12 protein-coding genes are annotated in these 15158 nt (G+C 62.3%); 5 read left to right on the top strand and 7 right to left on the bottom strand.

Going from position 1 to position 15158, the window contains the following annotated elements:
• Positions 1-29: 29 nt before the first annotated feature.
• Complete coding sequence (locus O0879_RS14745) at positions 30-926, bottom strand: sulfurtransferase (RefSeq protein ID WP_289917085.1); 897 nt, start codon at positions 924-926, stop codon at positions 30-32.
• A 213-nt stretch (positions 927-1139) separates the two neighbouring features.
• Between O0879_RS14745 and dnaE the strand changes: the two genes are divergently transcribed.
• Positions 1140-4679 (top strand): DNA polymerase III subunit alpha, encoded by a 3540-nt coding sequence (dnaE, locus tag O0879_RS14740; RefSeq protein WP_289917083.1) that lies wholly within the window; start codon positions 1140-1142, stop codon positions 4677-4679.
• Between the two features lie 64 nt (positions 4680-4743).
• On the opposite strand, the gene O0879_RS14735 is transcribed toward dnaE, so the two are convergent.
• The 4 genes from O0879_RS14735 to O0879_RS14720 form a co-directional block, all read right to left on the bottom strand.
• A complete protein-coding gene (locus O0879_RS14735) occupies positions 4744-4974 on the bottom strand; it encodes a DUF6139 family protein (RefSeq protein ID WP_092713976.1) in 231 nt (76 codons plus the stop codon).
• Between the two features lie 182 nt (positions 4975-5156).
• A complete protein-coding gene (locus O0879_RS14730) occupies positions 5157-6161 on the bottom strand; it encodes a VirK/YbjX family protein (RefSeq protein WP_289917081.1) in 1005 nt (334 codons plus the stop codon).
• A 49-nt stretch (positions 6162-6210) separates the two neighbouring features.
• Positions 6211-6759: a universal stress protein gene (locus O0879_RS14725; RefSeq protein ID WP_289917079.1), complete on the bottom strand. Its 549-nt coding sequence runs from the start codon at positions 6757-6759 to the stop codon at positions 6211-6213.
• A gap of 104 nt (positions 6760-6863) precedes the next feature.
• A complete protein-coding gene (locus tag O0879_RS14720; protein WP_289898810.1) occupies positions 6864-7685 on the bottom strand; it encodes a MipA/OmpV family protein in 822 nt (273 codons plus the stop codon).
• A 157-nt stretch (positions 7686-7842) separates the two neighbouring features.
• On the opposite strand from O0879_RS14720, the gene O0879_RS14715 reads away from it, so the two are divergent.
• The 4 genes from O0879_RS14715 to O0879_RS14700 all read left to right on the top strand — a co-directional run bounded on the left by O0879_RS14715 (position 7843) and on the right by O0879_RS14700 (position 12226).
• Positions 7843-8529 carry a response regulator gene (locus O0879_RS14715; protein WP_289911354.1) on the top strand — a complete coding sequence of 229 codons (687 nt, stop codon included), beginning with the start codon at positions 7843-7845 and terminating at the stop codon, positions 8527-8529.
• A complete protein-coding gene (locus O0879_RS14710; RefSeq protein ID WP_289917077.1) occupies positions 8526-9914 on the top strand; it encodes an ATP-binding protein in 1389 nt (462 codons plus the stop codon). Before O0879_RS14715 ends, O0879_RS14710 begins: the two co-directional genes overlap by 4 nt.
• Positions 9915-10032: 118 nt before the next feature.
• On the top strand, positions 10033-11628 hold the full coding sequence (locus tag O0879_RS14705; RefSeq protein ID WP_289917075.1) for an ATP-binding protein: 1596 nt from the start codon (positions 10033-10035) through the stop codon (positions 11626-11628).
• A gap of 16 nt (positions 11629-11644) precedes the next feature.
• A complete protein-coding gene (locus O0879_RS14700; protein ID WP_289917073.1) occupies positions 11645-12226 on the top strand; it encodes a response regulator in 582 nt (193 codons plus the stop codon).
• A 15-nt stretch (positions 12227-12241) separates the two neighbouring features.
• Here O0879_RS14700 and O0879_RS14695 read toward each other — a convergent pair whose 3' ends face one another.
• The gene (locus tag O0879_RS14695) at positions 12242-13342 is read right to left on the bottom strand and encodes a glycosyltransferase family 9 protein (RefSeq protein WP_289917072.1); all 1101 of its coding nucleotides are present in this window, start codon (positions 13340-13342) and stop codon (positions 12242-12244) included.
• 35 nt (positions 13343-13377) lie between these two features.
• On the bottom strand, positions 13378-15111 hold the full coding sequence (msbA, locus tag O0879_RS14690) for a lipid A export permease/ATP-binding protein MsbA (protein ID WP_289917069.1): 1734 nt from the start codon (positions 15109-15111) through the stop codon (positions 13378-13380).
• Positions 15112-15158: the final 47 nt, after the last annotated feature.

Raw genomic sequence — 15158 nt, 5'->3', positions numbered from 1 at the left:
GGATTGCAGCGGGCAACACAAGGCAATAACTAGTTGCCTTGCCTGTTGTAGCAGTGCGGGCAAGACACTTCATACACATATTCCGGCGCCAGCTGCTGGCGCGGCGTGACGACGGCGCGGCAGACGAAACATTGCACGGTTTCCGTCGGTTCCAGTTTCGGGTTCAGCGCCGTGCGGTAGTCGAAGACAAAGCAGTCGCCCGTGTAGTGCTCGCCGCCCACTTCCTCGAAATACTTCAGGATGCCGCCGTCGAGCTGGTACACGCTGTCGTAGCCGATTTCCTTCATGTGGATGGCGGCCTTTTCGCAGCGGATGCCGCCGGTGCAGAAGGTGACGACGGTCTTGCCTTCCAGCTCATCCTTGTGCGCGGCAGCCACGGCCGGGAATTCCGTGAACTTGTCGATACGGTAATCAAGCGTGTTGTTGAACGTGCCCACATCCACTTCAAAGGCGTTGCGCGTTTCCATCATGACCACAGGTTTGCCCGCATCGTCGACGCCGGCGTCAAGCCAGCGCTTGAGCGTATGCGCGTCGACGGACGGGGCGCGGCCCAGTTCCGGCTTGATCAGCGGCATGCGCATGGTGATGATTTCTTTTTTCAGCTTGACCAGCATGCGCTTGTGCGATTGTTCGTTCGACAAGCTTTCCTTCCATTCCAGATCGGCCAGGCGCGCGTCGCTGCGGACCCAGGCGAGGAAGGCATCGATATGCTCGCGCGTGCCCGACAGGAACATGTTGATGCCTTCCGGTGTCAGCAGGATCGTTCCCTTCAGTTCCAGCGCCAGGCATTGCTCCTGATACAAGGGACGCATGGCTTCCGTATCGTCGAGCGTAATGAATTTATACGCGGCGATATTGACAAACGTGGCGGCGGGCGCACTGACGGCGGCGGAAACGGCGGGTGTTGCTGGGGTGATGGCTTGCATGATGGCGATCGGCTTAGACTGAACAGCCGATATTATAAGCCCGACAGGCCTGGCGGGATACCCGGCCAGCCACGTTTTGCCGTGCCGGCGGGCTGTGCACGGCAGGAATTTCTTGCCCGCAATAGGGGGGCGCACCGCCGGTCCGGGGCCGCGACGCGGTAGAATAGACCCCATTGAATTTTGCACGAAACGGTACACAGGATGGAAATGGTAATGCAAGAGGCCGGCGCTCCGGCAGGTTCACAGCAAGCGATGCAGCCCGGTCCTGCCTTCGTCCATTTGCGCGTGCACTCGGAGTACTCGATCGTCGATGGCCTGGTGCGCATCGATGACGTGGTCAAGGCGGCGGCGAAGGACAAGCAGGTGGCGCTGGCCGTCACCGACCTGTCGAACCTGTTTGGCATGGTCAAGTTCTACAAGGAAGCGCGCGGCAAGGGCATCAAGCCCATCGTCGGCGTCGACGTGTGGATCACGAATGACGACAACCGCGAAAAGCCGTCGCGGCTGCTGCTGCTGGCGAAGAATCGCATGGGCTATCTGCAACTGTGCGAATTGCTGTCCACGGCCTGGCTGACGAACCAGTACAAGGGCCGCGCCGAGCTGCGCATCGAATGGCTGCAGGCGCTGGCGACGAATACCTATGAGCTGTATCCGGGCGAAAGCGCGGCCAATGGCTTGATCGTCCTGTCCGGCGCGCATTTCGGCGATGTTGGCACGGCCATCGAGAATGGCAACCTGGCCCTGGCCGAGCGCAATGCGCAGCGCTGGGCCGAGATTTTCCCCGGCCATTTCTATGTGGAAATCCAGCGCGGCGGCCAGGCCAACCAGGAAGCGCAGGTACGCCATGCGGTGGCGCTGGCGGCCAAGCTGGGCTTGCCCGTGGTGGCCACGCATCCCGTGCAATTTATTTCCCCAGAGGAATTTATTGCCCACGAAGCCCGCACCTGTATCGCCGAAGGCGAAATGCTGGCCAACGCCAAGCGGGTCAAGCGCTTCAATGACAGCCAGCGCTTCCTGTCGCAGGCCGACATGGCGGAGCTGTTCGCCGACTTGCCGGCCGCGCTGGCCAATTCCGTGGAAATCGCCAAGCGCTGCAATCTGACCTTGACCCTGGGCAAGCCGCAATTGCCGAACTTCCCCACGCCGGACGGCATGACGATCGACCAGTTCCTCGTCGCCGAATCGCAGGCGGGCCTGGAAAAACGGTTGCTGCAGCTGTATCCCGATCCGGAAAAGCGCGAAAAGGAGCGTCCGCGCTACGAGTCGCGCCTGAAATTCGAGACGGACACGATCTGCAACATGAAGTTCCCCGGCTACTTCCTGATCGTGGCCGAGTTTATCCAGTGGGCCAAGGAAAACGGCGTGCCCGTCGGCCCGGGCCGCGGTTCGGGCGCCGGTTCGCTGGTGGCGTATTCGCTGCTGATTACCGATCTTGATCCATTGCAATACAACCTGCTGTTCGAGCGCTTCCTGAATCCCGAACGCGTATCGATGCCCGACTTCGATATTGACTTTTGTCAGGAAGGGCGCGACCGCGTCATCCAGCACGTCAAGGATTTGTACGGCAAGGAGGCTGTCTCGCAGATCGCCACCTTCGGTACCATGGCGGCCAAGGGCGCGATCCGCGACGTGGGCCGCGTGATGGATTTCGGCTACAACTTCTGCGACTGCATCTCCAAGCTGATCCCGTTCAAGCCCGGCAAACCCGTGTCGATCGCCGACGCCATCGAGGAAGAACCGTTGCTCAAGGAACGCCTGGAAAACGAGGAAGAGGTCAAGCAGCTGCTGGACCTGGCGCAGCAGGTCGAAGGCATCACGCGCAATATCGGCATGCACGCGGGGGGCGTGCTGATCGCTCCGGGCAAGCTGACGGATTTCTGCCCGCTGTACACGCAGGGCGGCGATTCGGGCGTCGTGTCGCAGTACGACAAGGATGACGTGGAAGCCGTCGGCCTCGTGAAGTTCGACTTTTTGGGCTTGACCACGCTGACGATTCTCGACCGCGCCGTGCGCTACATCAAGCAGCTTGATCCGGCGCAAGCCAATTTCGATCTGGCCACCTTGCCGCTGAACGATAAGCCATCGTATGACTTGCTGACCAAGGCCAAGACCGTGGCCGTGTTCCAGCTGGAGTCGCGCGGCATGCAGGGCATGCTGAAAGATGCCCGTCCCGACCGCTTCGAGGATATTATCGCGCTGGTGGCGCTGTATCGTCCGGGCCCGATGGACCTGATTCCGGATTTTTGCAAGCGCAAGCACGGCGAACGCTTCGATTATCCCGATCCGCGCACGGAATCGATTCTGTCCGAAACCTACGGCATCATGGTGTATCAGGAGCAGGTGATGCAGATGGCGCAGATCGTCGGCGGCTACTCGCTGGGCGGCGCCGACATGCTGCGCCGCGCCATGGGTAAAAAGAAAGCCGAAGAGATGGCCGAGCACCGCGAGATCTTCCGCGCCGGTGCGGCAAAAGACGGCTTGACGGCGGAAAAGGCCGACGAGATCTTCGACTTGATGGAAAAGTTCGCCGGCTACGGTTTCAACAAATCGCACGCCGCCGCCTACGCCTTGCTGTCCTACCACACGGCCTACCTGAAAGCGCACCACACGGCCGCCTTCATGGCAGCCAACTTGTCGCTGGCCATGGACGACACCGACAAGATCAAGATCCTGGTGGAAGACTCGCTGGAAATCTGCAAGCTGACCTTGTTGCCGCCGGATATCAATGAATCCGATTACCGCTTCATGCCGAGCGGTGCGGCGCCATCCGTAAGCGGCAAGAAAGTCACGCAGATCCGCTATGGCCTGGGCGCCGTGAAGGGCTCGGGCCAGAACGCCATCGAAGCCATCATCGCCGCGCGCGAGGCGGGCGGTCCATTCACCAGCCTGTTTGATTTCTGCAAGCGCGTTGATAAAAAGCAAATCAACCGCCGCACCATCGAATCCCTGATTCGCAGCGGCGCCTTCGATTGCCTGAAGGTCGACCGCGCCATCCTGCTCGCGTCCGTGGCGTTCGCCATGGAGTGCGCCGACCAGGCGGCCAAGGCGGCGAACCAGGTGAGCCTGTTCGGCGGCGACGACAGCGACATGGTGGCGCCGCCCGAGTACGTCAAGGTGCCCGTGTGGACGGACAAACAGCGCCTGACGGAAGAAAAGATCGCGCTGGGCTTCTACCTGTCCGGCCACCTGTTCGATTCGTATGCGCCCGAGGCACGTCGTTTTGCCCGCACGAAACTGTCGGAACTGTCGCCGTCGCGCGAACCGCGCATGATGGCGGGCGTCATCACGGGCTTGCGCACGCAGATGACGCAGCGCGGCAAGATCCTCATCGTCACGCTCGACGACAAGAGCGGCACGGTGGAGGTGACGGTGTACGGCGAATTGTTCGATTCCAACCGGAAAATTTTCAAGGAAGATGAATTCCTCGCCGTCGTGGGCAAGGTGTCGGAAGACCGCTTTTCGGGCGGCTTGCGCATCACGGCCGAGAGCGCCTTCGACATCATCTCCGCGCGCGTGCAGTATGGCCGCCAGCTGGGCTTGACTCTGCCCACGACGCTGGACATGAAACGCATCAGCGACGTGATCATGCCGCACCGGGCTGCGGATGGTCTGCCGATCGCCGCCAAGGTCAGCCCGCAAGGCGTCAGTTGCGTGCTGCAGTTCGGGGACGAATGGAAAGTGGCACCATCGGATGAATTGCAGATGGCGCTGGAGCAAATGCTGGGTGCGCAAGAAGTGGCGGTCGAATACTGACCGGTACTGCCCGGCGCATGCAACAAAGCCAAACCGCAGACATGCTGGTTTGGCTTTTTTTTGTTTACATGTCTTTCAGGCCCGTGATCGCATAGCCCTTGGCTGCGATCTGCTGGTGCGGCTGTTCGATATGGTAGTTGGGCAAGATCTCGGCATCGTCGGCCACTTCACTGGCGCGTACTTCCAGCTGCCAGTCGGTATTGGTAACTTCTTCCGGAATGAGCTTTCCTTCCGGCACGGCGAGGTAGGAAAAAATGCCGTCGTGCTCGGCCCGGCGGTAGATGTCTACGCGCATGACTTGCCTCCTAGTAAGCGTTGGGGGAACCGGCGCGCCAGGAATGCACACCGATCTTGCTAGCGTAACAGGAATGTGCGGCGCATGGTTTTTGCGCACGTGCGGGAGGCGAACTGGGGTATTGCGTGGAGGAATGACTGCGGGCGCGGGGGCGGGGCGCCTGGCCAATACCAGGGAGAGGGTCAGGTTGCGGCGGAAAAGTGCTCGTCGTCGAATTCGGCCGGGTGCTGGGTGTCATTGGCGGCCATGACGATGCCGGGCACGGCGACGTGGACATGGCTGCGATGCGATGCCAGGCCGTTGCGCAGGCTGTCGATCATGTTCAAGGTCAGTTCGTGGCGCTTGCGTGCTTCCGAACGTTTTTTGGAAGCGATCTCTTCGAGGACGAGCGCAGGAAGCGTTTCGCATGGCAACTCAAAGTCGCCATCGCTGCGGGCCGTGGCGCCAAGTTCTTGCCACAATGCATTGTAGTCAGCGAGCAGCCGTCCATTCTTCTTTGCCGAATGGTGGCCGGCCCGGTTGGCATTGCCGACCAGAAGCATGGTGCGGCAACCGTGCTCGTATGCCAGTTGACGTACCAGGCGTATCATCAGGAACTTGGGGCGCATGCCGTGCAGGTCGCGCGTGGCTTCGCGCACGCGGCGCAAGCCTTCCGCGCCCTGCGGACCCTGGATGCAGCCGATGCCCACGCCGGTATCGCTGGGTGCGCGCGTGCGGCAGCCGAAGAAGGTAAAGACCACTGTGTAGAGCACATCGTCATCATGGATCAGTTGCAAGACCATTTCGCCTTCGCGGTCCATGCGGAACAGCGAAGACAGGCGCAGATGGTAGAGCGAACCGGATTTTCCCGGTACCGTGGCAAGTATGACCGGTTGGTGCGCAGCTTGTACCATCAGCTTGCCCCAGCCTTGCTGCAGGATGAAATGATAGTGGTCGACCAGCATGGAGACTCGTTGCTGGCAGGACAGGCTTTTGCTCAGGTAATGCCGGTACACTTTGTGGACCAGGCGCGGGTAGGCTTGCAACAGGTCGCCAAAGACGGGGTGGGAATTGAGCAACTTGAGCCAGATGCGTGTCTGCCGCTGCTGCAGGCGTGCCCGCAATTGCAGTTTGAACAGCTCGCGCAGGCGGGCGATGCCCGGGGGCATATTGGTGAGACCAGCATGCAGAGTAATCGCTTGTGTCATCAGGCATTTTCCTTGGTGAATGGGAACGGTGGTGGCTGCGGGCCGTGCTTCAGCGCAGCGGCGGGCAGCTCATGCCATCGGTATTGGCCAGCAGCACGGTGGCGCTACGGCTGGCGCGGGCCAGCTTGCGCGCCAGGGCGTCCGAGAATCGGTTTCGCCAGGAACTTTTCTTAATGGCAGGTAAGACAATTTCATGGCATCCCAGCATTTCGGCCGTGTCGAGTATCGTAAAAATGATTTCGCCGGAAAAAATGTGGGTGGTGAAGTCAATATGTGAACGGCTCAGGTACAAGCCGGCCTCGTGCATGATTTGCTCGGTTGCCAGCGTGAGCGTACTGCCGGCGTCTTCAGCTGCGCCTTGCTGCGGCAGGCCTGTGGCAGGGCGTGCCTGCGCTGGCGTCACATGCAGCAGGCTGACACTCACGCATATCCCCCATTCCTGTAGCCGCTTGGCGTAGCGCGCACCAAAGACGATGTCGCTGGCTCGTTTGACCGGCAGCAGGAGCTGCAGCGTATCCTGGCTCCCGGTGCCGTGGGTGGCCGCGGCGCTGTCTGGGGCGCGGTCATGGCGTTGCGGAGCAAGGCGCGAAGCATGCATGGAGGGACGTCAAGGGAAGGGGGAAACCGCGCCATCTTATCGGTGCCCTTTCCCTCTGTAAATTGGCGAAACAGCGTACGGGTTTCCCTTATGTCGTCACGGTTTTAATAGCGGTAGGTGACGTACACGGCGCCGACCGGGGAGGTCTTGCGCTGCACGATGGGGCTCTTGGCCGCGTCGCCCAGGCGGCTCTCGACGCCGACCAGGGTATTGATGCCCCAGCGCGCATCGAAGCGGTGCTCCCAGTTGATGGTGGCCTGTGCTTCATAGAAACCGCCCTTGGGCGTGTATTGCTTGAACGAGGTGTTCGCGGCCTGGGTGGCCGTCACGCCATACATGGTCTGCACGTACTTGCGCTCGCCCCAGCCCAGCTGGCCGCCGATGGTCACGCTATCCTGCTGCGCGCCCTTGGCATCGGTCCGGCTGTAGATCTGGCCCGCCGCGCCGAAATGCACATTCGCGCCATTTTCGCGGTTCGACAGGGGAATGTCGCTCGACACGCTCAGCGACAGGCCCGGCAAGGGCGAATAGCCCGCGCTGAGCAGGGCGCTGGCGTTGCCCTTGACTTCGCCCATGCCCTTCAGGTAGTCGCTGCCGCCCCAGCCATTGGCGCCATTCCGCTTGTGGTCTTCGCGGTTGCCGCGGTAGCCCAATGCCGCGCTGTAGCTGAAGGGGCCGGCCTGGCCGCCATAGCCGATGCCGCGCGAAGTGCTGAAGAACAGGCCATTGGCCATGGCGTAATCGAGGATGATCAGGGGCGAGGCCGACAGCTTGTCGGCGCCGGAATAGCTGGACACGGCAGCGACGCCGCCGCCGATGGTGAAGACATTTTGCGGGGCCGGTTCGGCCGCGGCGGCGGCCAGCGGGTTGAGGATCATGCCGCTGGCGAGTGCCAGCGCGGTCAGCAGGGTTGTGGGTGCGTGCATGGAATTTTCCGTCAGGTGGAGAACCGAGTCCGGAGTGGCTCGATTGACTGCCGACAGTATCTATCCTTGCCATGAAGGAAAAATGAGCCTTTTATTAAGATTGGATGAAGAGCGCTTCTTTACCCATTCTTCAGCTTGCGGTGGTTTAATACTCACCATGAAGATACTGCTGATTGAAGACGATATGGACCTGGGCAATGGCGTGCGGATCGCCCTGCGCGACCAGGGCATGCAAGTGGTCTGGGTGCGCAGTCTGGAGGATGCGGCGCGCAGCATCGAGCACGACAGTTGCGAACTGGTGCTGCTGGATCTGGGATTGCCCGACGGCGATGGCCTCGATTTGCTGGCCCGGCTGCGCGCGGCGCGCCTGCCGGTGCTGATCCTCAGCGCCCGCGATACGCTGGAGCAGCGCTTGCGGGGCCTGGACGGCGGCGCCGACGATTACCTGGTGAAGCCCTTCGTGCTGGCCGAGCTGCTGTCGCGCGTGCGCGCCCTGGCACGCCGCAGCTATGGTTTCGATGGCGACACCATCGAGTTGCGCGGCCTGCTGTTGCAGGTGCCCACGCGCAGGGTCAGCGTGCATGGACGGCCCGTGGAGCTCACGGCCAGCGAATATGCCCTGCTGAAAACCTTGTTGATGCGCGCCAACCGGGTCATCACGCGCCGCGTGCTGGAAGAGCATATCCTGCCCGGCGGGCTGGCCAATGCCAGCAATACCCTGGATGTGCATATGGGCAACTTGCGCCGCAAGATAGGCGAGGGTTATATCCGTACCGTGCGCGGCGTCGGCTATGTCATCGATCAGCAGGGCGAGACATCCGTCCCGCCGGGGGCCGGCGCATGATGGGGCGTTTCTGGGCCATGCTGCGCCGGCCCACCCTGGTGCGCCGCCTGATGATGGCGCAAATGCTGATGCTGACCGTGCTATGGAGCCTGGCCGTGGCATATGTGCTGTTCGAGGGCGCGAGCGAAGCGAGCAATGTGACCCGCGGGGTCTTGCACGCCATTATCAGCGTGACCGACAACCTGGCCGACCAGCCCGTGCGCCAGGAGCAAAGCTTGCGCGCCATCGACGAAGCCTTGCGCGAAGAATTTGAAATGGGGAAAGTACCGGAACTGGCGCCGCGCATCCTGGTCTGGCGCGAGGGCAAGCTGGTCTACAAGTCGCCGAGTGCGCCCAGCGGCATCCGCAGCGCCGGCCCGGAACAGATGGAAGTGGTGTACGTCAAGGGCCAGGCCTGGCGCAGCCGCAGCCTGGCCGAAGGGGCCACCCGCGTGACCGTGCTGGAAGTGGGCGGCGCCTGGCAATTTTTCATCACGATCAATTCACGCGGCTACTACCTGCTGCCGTTGCTGATCAGCCTGCCGTTCCTGCTGGTGCCGGCCTGGCTGTCGATCCGCCTTGCCATGCGCCCGTGGCGCAAGGTGGCGCAGGAGGTGGCGGCGCGCGGGCCGCAGGATTTGCGTCCGCTGACGTTCAAGCCGCCGCATGGCGAACTGGCGGCGCTGGTCGACAATATCAATGCCCTGCTGCAGCGGGTCGATGCCAGTGCCGCGCGCGAACGCAGCTTCATCGCCGACGCCACGCATGAGCTGCGCACGCCGCTGGCGGCTATGCGCGTGAATGTCGAGGCCTTGCAGGGACAGGCGCATGATGCACGCCAGCAAGAGTTGCTGGACGGTATCTTGAACAGCGGCAACCGGGCCGCGCGCCTGGTGGGGCAGTTGCTGCAGCTGACGCGCAGCGAAGTGCAGGCCGGCGGGGGCGAGCTGCCGCGGCGCCAGGCGCTCGATACCTTGCTGCAAGACCGCCTGGCGGCCCTGTCCGGCCTGGCGCAGGCGGGCGAGATCGAGCTCGAATTGCAAGCCAGCGTTTCGCTCAGCGTACCCGGTCAGCGCGAGAGCCTGGTCTCGCTGATCGACAATCTGGTGGAAAACGCCATCAAGTACAGCCCGCGCGGCAGCAGCGTGACGGTGTCGCTGCATGCGGAGCGGGGCCAGGCCGTGTTGCATGTGGCCGACCAGGGGCCGGGTATCGCGCCGGCGCTGTATGAACGCGTGTTCGACCGCTTTTTCCGCGCGCCGCAGCAGGCGCAGCCGGGCAGCGGCCTGGGCTTGTCCATCGTCGCTTCCGTCGTGCAACAGCATGGCGGCACGATTCAGTTGCACAGAGGCAATGGTGGCCTGGGCTTGCTGGTGGAGGTGCGCTTGCCGCTGGCCGAGGCCTGATTCTGTCGGCGCGCGTTGCGATATTGCATGAAAATTATTTTGTGTGCTTATAACGCAAGATGGCATGGCGTGGCGCACGCTTGCGATGCATAATGCGGGACAGTTAAAAAACACCGTTATGCGCCCATTCCTGTCCCGCTACCTGCCGTATCCCGCCTTTGTCGGTCTGTATCTGCTGTTTGACTGGGCCACGTATATCGATCCGATGTACGGGCTGAACATCACCCCGTGGAATCCCGATCCCGCGCTGGGCCTGGTATTTTGGCTGATTCTCGGCCGCAAGGCGGCGCTGCCGTGGTTTATCGCCCTGGTGGCCGGCGAGGTGCTGGTGCGCGGCATGCCGGCAGGCCTGCCCCTGACCTTGCTCTGTTCGGCGTGGCTGATGCTCGGCTATGGCGGTATCGGCGCAGTCTTGCGCCGCAGTTTCAGCAGCAGCGACATTTTCGACAACCGGCGCCGCCTGAGCGCCTGGGTTGCCATCGTGCTGCTGGGCACCGTGCTCAATGCGCTCGGCTACATTTCCTTGCTGTCGCTGACGGGACGCATCCCGGCCGGCGAATGGGGGACGGCAGTCTGGCGCTTCGGCATCGGCGACATGGTCGGCATGCTGGTATCGATGCCGCTGATCTGGGTGCTGTTCAGCGAGCGGGGGCGCGAACGCCTGCATGCCGCCGTCTGGCGCTGGGAAACCCTGGCGTATCTGGCCCTGGCCAGCTTCGTGCTGTGGAGTCTCTTCGGTTCCATCGTGCGTTCCGAATACAAGCATTTCTATTTCCTGTTTCTTCCCGTGATCTGGGCCGCCTCGCGCCAGGGCTTGCATGGCGCCGTGCTGGCCGTGTTTGTATTGCAACTGTGCATCATTACCCTGGTGAAATGGACGCATGCGGTCGATATCCAGTTTTATGAATTGCAGCTGCTCGATGCCGTGCTGGCGCTGGTGGGATTTTTTATCGGCATCGTCGTCGATGAAATGCGCCAGGTGGCCGACGAATTGAAACACACGATGCGCCTGGCGGCCGCCGGCGAGATGGCGGCGGCGCTCGCGCATGAGCTGAACCAGCCGCTGACGGCCTTGTCGACCTATGGCAAGGCGTGCGAATACCTGCTGGAACGGGGCGAGACTGGCGCCCTGCTGCAGGGCGCCGTGGGACATATGATCGTCGAATCGGGACGCGCCGCGGACGTGGTGCGCCGCCTGCGCGACTTTTTCCGCACCGGCGCGATGCAGCTCGAAGCGGTGGAGGCGAGCGCCTTGATCGAGGGCATGGCGCGCCAGTTCACGCCGCTGTTTCATGAACACGGCATCGAACTGGTGCTGGCGCCGCCGTCGCCGCTGGCCGTCAACGCCGACCGCCTGCAAATCGAGCTGGTATTGCGTAATTTATTGGCCAATGCGCAGGATGCGGTGATGGGCCAGCCGCGCGGCCGGCGCCGCATCACGGTCTCTGCCGAGCGGCTCGAAGGCGGGCGGCTGCGCCTGTCCGTGGAGGATAGCGGCCCCGGCATTTCCAATAGCCTGGCGGCACGCCTGTTCGAACCGTTCGTCTCGACCAAGGCCAGCGGCCTGGGCCTGGGGCTGGTGCTCAGCCGCAGCATCGTCGAAGCGCATGGCGGCCAGCTATGGGCCGAAGTGGGCAGGCATGGCATTTTTCGTTTTGTCCTGCCCCTGGCGCGCGCCAGCGCGGCCGCTACAGGAGAGTATGGTGACAAGTAATTTGACAGTGTTTATCGTGGATGACGATCCCGCCGTGCGCGATGCGCTGGGTTTGCTGCTGGGCATACGCGGCTATCGCACGGCCCTGTTTTCCTGCGGCGAGGATTTCCTGCACAGCTGGCGGCCCGAGTGGGCCGGCTGCCTGCTGATCGATATCCGCATGTCCGGCATGGATGGTCTGAGCCTGCAGCGCCGCTTGCTGGAGCTGAAATGCATGCTGCCCATCATCATTATCACGGGGCACGGCGACGTCACCCTGGCACGCCAGGCTTTCAAGGCGCAGGCCAGCGATTTCCTGGAAAAACCGTTTGACCACGACAAGCTGCTGGCCGCCATCGACGAAGCGTTTTCGCGCGAGGCGCATGCGCGCGGCCAATTGCTGCGCCAGGTGGAGGGGCAGGCCTTGCTGCGCGCCCTGACGCCGCGCGAGCGGGAAGTGATGCATCTGGTGGTGACGGGCCAGCACAACCGCGATATCGCCCCGGCGCTGGGTATTTCCGTGCGCACGGTGGAAGTGCACAAGGCGCGCCTGATGGACAAGCTGGGTGTCGACAATGTGGCCGACCTAGTGCGCATCAGCATGCTGGGCACCGGCTAGCCGCTGCCGCGTTGTCTAGGCGATGGTCTGCAATACCTGATCGACCGAAATCGCCTTGACCCAGTCGCTGCGCCGGGCCACCGTGATGACGGTGCTGTTGGCGCTGTCGAACGGCGCCCATTCCGGATTCTTCTTACGCATCAGCGCCACTACGGGTACATGCACGGCGTTCGCCAGGTGCATGATCGACGTTTCCACCGAAATAATCAGGTCGCATTGCGCCAGCATGGCCGGCAGCTGGAAAAAGTTGTCGACGGCGCTGAAGGCTTGCGTACGCGGCAAGCCATGCGCCTGCACGACGGCATTCACCTTGGCCAGTTCCTGCGGCATGGCATTGATCAGGAAACAGGCATTTGCCCACTTTGGCATCGCCTGCATGCGCGCGATCAGTTCGGCGATGCGCTCCAGCGGCCAGCCGCGCTTGTGCGACTTGGCAAACGGATTCAATAGCACCAGCGGCCCCTGGCGCGGGGCAAAGCCCCAGGCGGCCAGCTGCTCCTGCGCCTGCTGCAGTGCGTGCTCGGGAATGTGCACGAAGGGATAGCGCTCGGCCTCGGGAATGTCGAGGCCCGTCAATTGACGGAACCAGTCCGCATATACGCTGCTTATATGGTGCTCGCCCGCATCCTGTCCCGCATACGAGGCCAGCACGGCATCGATCTTGCGGTAGGCCAGGTAATGCCAGGGGCGCAGCGGACTGAACGGTTTGCGCGTGCCGATCACCAGCCCGTGCGGGCTGATCGCGCGGGCAAGGTCCGCATACTGCTGTGGCCGCACGTGGGCCAGCGACACGACGACAGGATAGTGTTCCGCCTGGGCTTCGCGCAGTGACTCTTCGTACAGCGCCGGGCTGTAGGTCTTGCGGTACACCTTGGCGAACAGGCCCGATTGTTCCACCCAGTCGTACAGCGAATAGGTGCGCAAGCCTTCCCATTGCCTGGAATCCGACGTGCGGCGGACTTCATCGACCCACAGGTGGATCTGGATATGGGGATAGGCCGCGGCAAAGGCGCGGAAACCGTTTTGCAGGTAGGTAAAGTCTCCCAGCGCCAGATGGGCGATGAAAAGAATTTTGTCCGACTTTTGTAGAAGTTCGGCGGGAATCAAAGGCGTCATGTATCAGTACGATTTCAGGTATTCGGTCGATGGTGTCAAACCACTTGCTGGGAAAATTGCAGGCGATGCAGATTGGCATACGCGCCGTTGGCATCCAATAATTGCTGGTGACTGCCGGTTTCCATTATTTTCCCATGTGACAATACCACGATACGGTCCGCACGTTCAATTGTTGATAGCCTATGAGCAATAACTAAGGTGGTTTTTCCTTGCATCAGGTGTTCCAGTGCCGCTTGCACGGCCCGTTCCGCCTCCGTATCCAGTGCCGAGGTGGCTTCATCGAGGATCAGGATGGGCGCATCCTTGTAGATGGCGCGGGCGATGGCCACGCGCTGGCGCTGGCCGCCGGACAGGCGCGAGCCATTGTCGCCCAGGCGCGTTTCCAGGCCATCGGGCAAGCCGTCGATGACGTCCGACAGGAAGGCGGCGGCGGCGGCCGCCTCGATGCGCTGCCGGTCCGGCGTTGCATCGCCATATGCGATATTCGCGGCCAGGGTATCGTCGAACAGCACCACCTGCTGGCTGACCATGGCGATCTGGCTGCGCAGGCTGGTCAGGGCGATGGCATCGATATTCTGCCCATCGAGCAAGATCTCGCCACTGCTGGCCGAATAAAAACCGGGCAGCAGGCTGACCAGGGTCGATTTGCCGCCGCCGGACATGCCGACAAAGGCGACCGTTTGTCCTGGCGCAATGCTCAGGTCGATGTGCCGCAGAGCCGGCTCCTGATGTCCGGGGTAGGCAAAGCTCACGTCCTTGAATTCGATGCGACCTTTGCTGCGGCCGGCGAGCGGCGTGCCACCCGTGCGTTCCGGCGTCTTGTCGATCAGCTGGAAGACTTCCTCGGCGGCGGCCATGCCGCGCTGCAGGGGGCCATTCACCTCAGCCAGCTGTTTTAACGGTGTCAGCAGCATCAGCATGGCCGTGATGAAGGATACGAAGCCGCCGACCGTGATCTGCCCCTGCTCCGACTGGAACAGGGCCATCACGATGACCAGGGCCACGGCGGCTGCCGTGATCACCTGGGTGATGGGCACGGTGGCGGAAAAGGTCGTGGTCATGCGCATGCTGTAGCGGCGCAATTGCTCGGCACGCTCTTCGAAGCGCGCTTTTTCGTAGTCCTGACCACCGAAGATCTTGATCACTTGCTGGGCGCGCGTGGTTTCCTCGATGACCTGGGTCAGCTCGGCATTGACGGCCAGCGAGTCGCGGTTGAGTTTTTTCAGGCGCTTGCCCGTGGTGCGCACGACGATGGTCAGCAGGGGCAGCAGCACCAGGGTCACGAGGGTCAGCACCCAGTTCAGGTACAGCAGCCACGCCAGCAGGCCCAGCACGGTCAGCGAGGAGCGCACGATCGAGGTAAACACCTTGGTCACCATCTCGATGATCTGCTGCACTTCAAACATGATGGAGTTGATGACCTTGCCCACCGTGTGCGTGTTGTAGAAGTCGATGGGCAAGTTGAGCATGCTGGCAAACATCCGGCGCCGCAACTCGTTGAGGATGCGCGTGGAGACATAGCTCATCAGGTAGCTGCTGGCGAACGTCGACGCGCCGCGCATGGCAAAGATGCCGATGACGATCAGCGGCACCAGCCAGAAGGAAAAATTCACCTTGCCGCCAAAGCCATTGTCGAGCAGCAGCTTGAGCGCATATGGCAGCAGCGGTTCCGTGGCCGCCGTGACGACCATCGCCAGCAAGGCCAGGGCCAGGTGTTTCTTGTAGGGCGCGTGCAGCGCGGTGAGACGCTTCAGGTCGGGCGTGAGCATCGGTATGGTTCCTTGCAGGGGACAGCAAAAACGGTCAGGCGAAAAAC

Origin of the sequence: Janthinobacterium sp. SUN120 (assembly GCF_030397735.1) — a bacterium.
In the GTDB taxonomy this organism is placed as follows: Bacteria; Pseudomonadota; Gammaproteobacteria; order Burkholderiales; family Burkholderiaceae_D; genus Janthinobacterium; species Janthinobacterium kumbetense.
The sequence above is the reverse complement of the archived record's forward strand: the minus strand, read 5'-3'. Positions and strand labels throughout refer to the sequence as shown.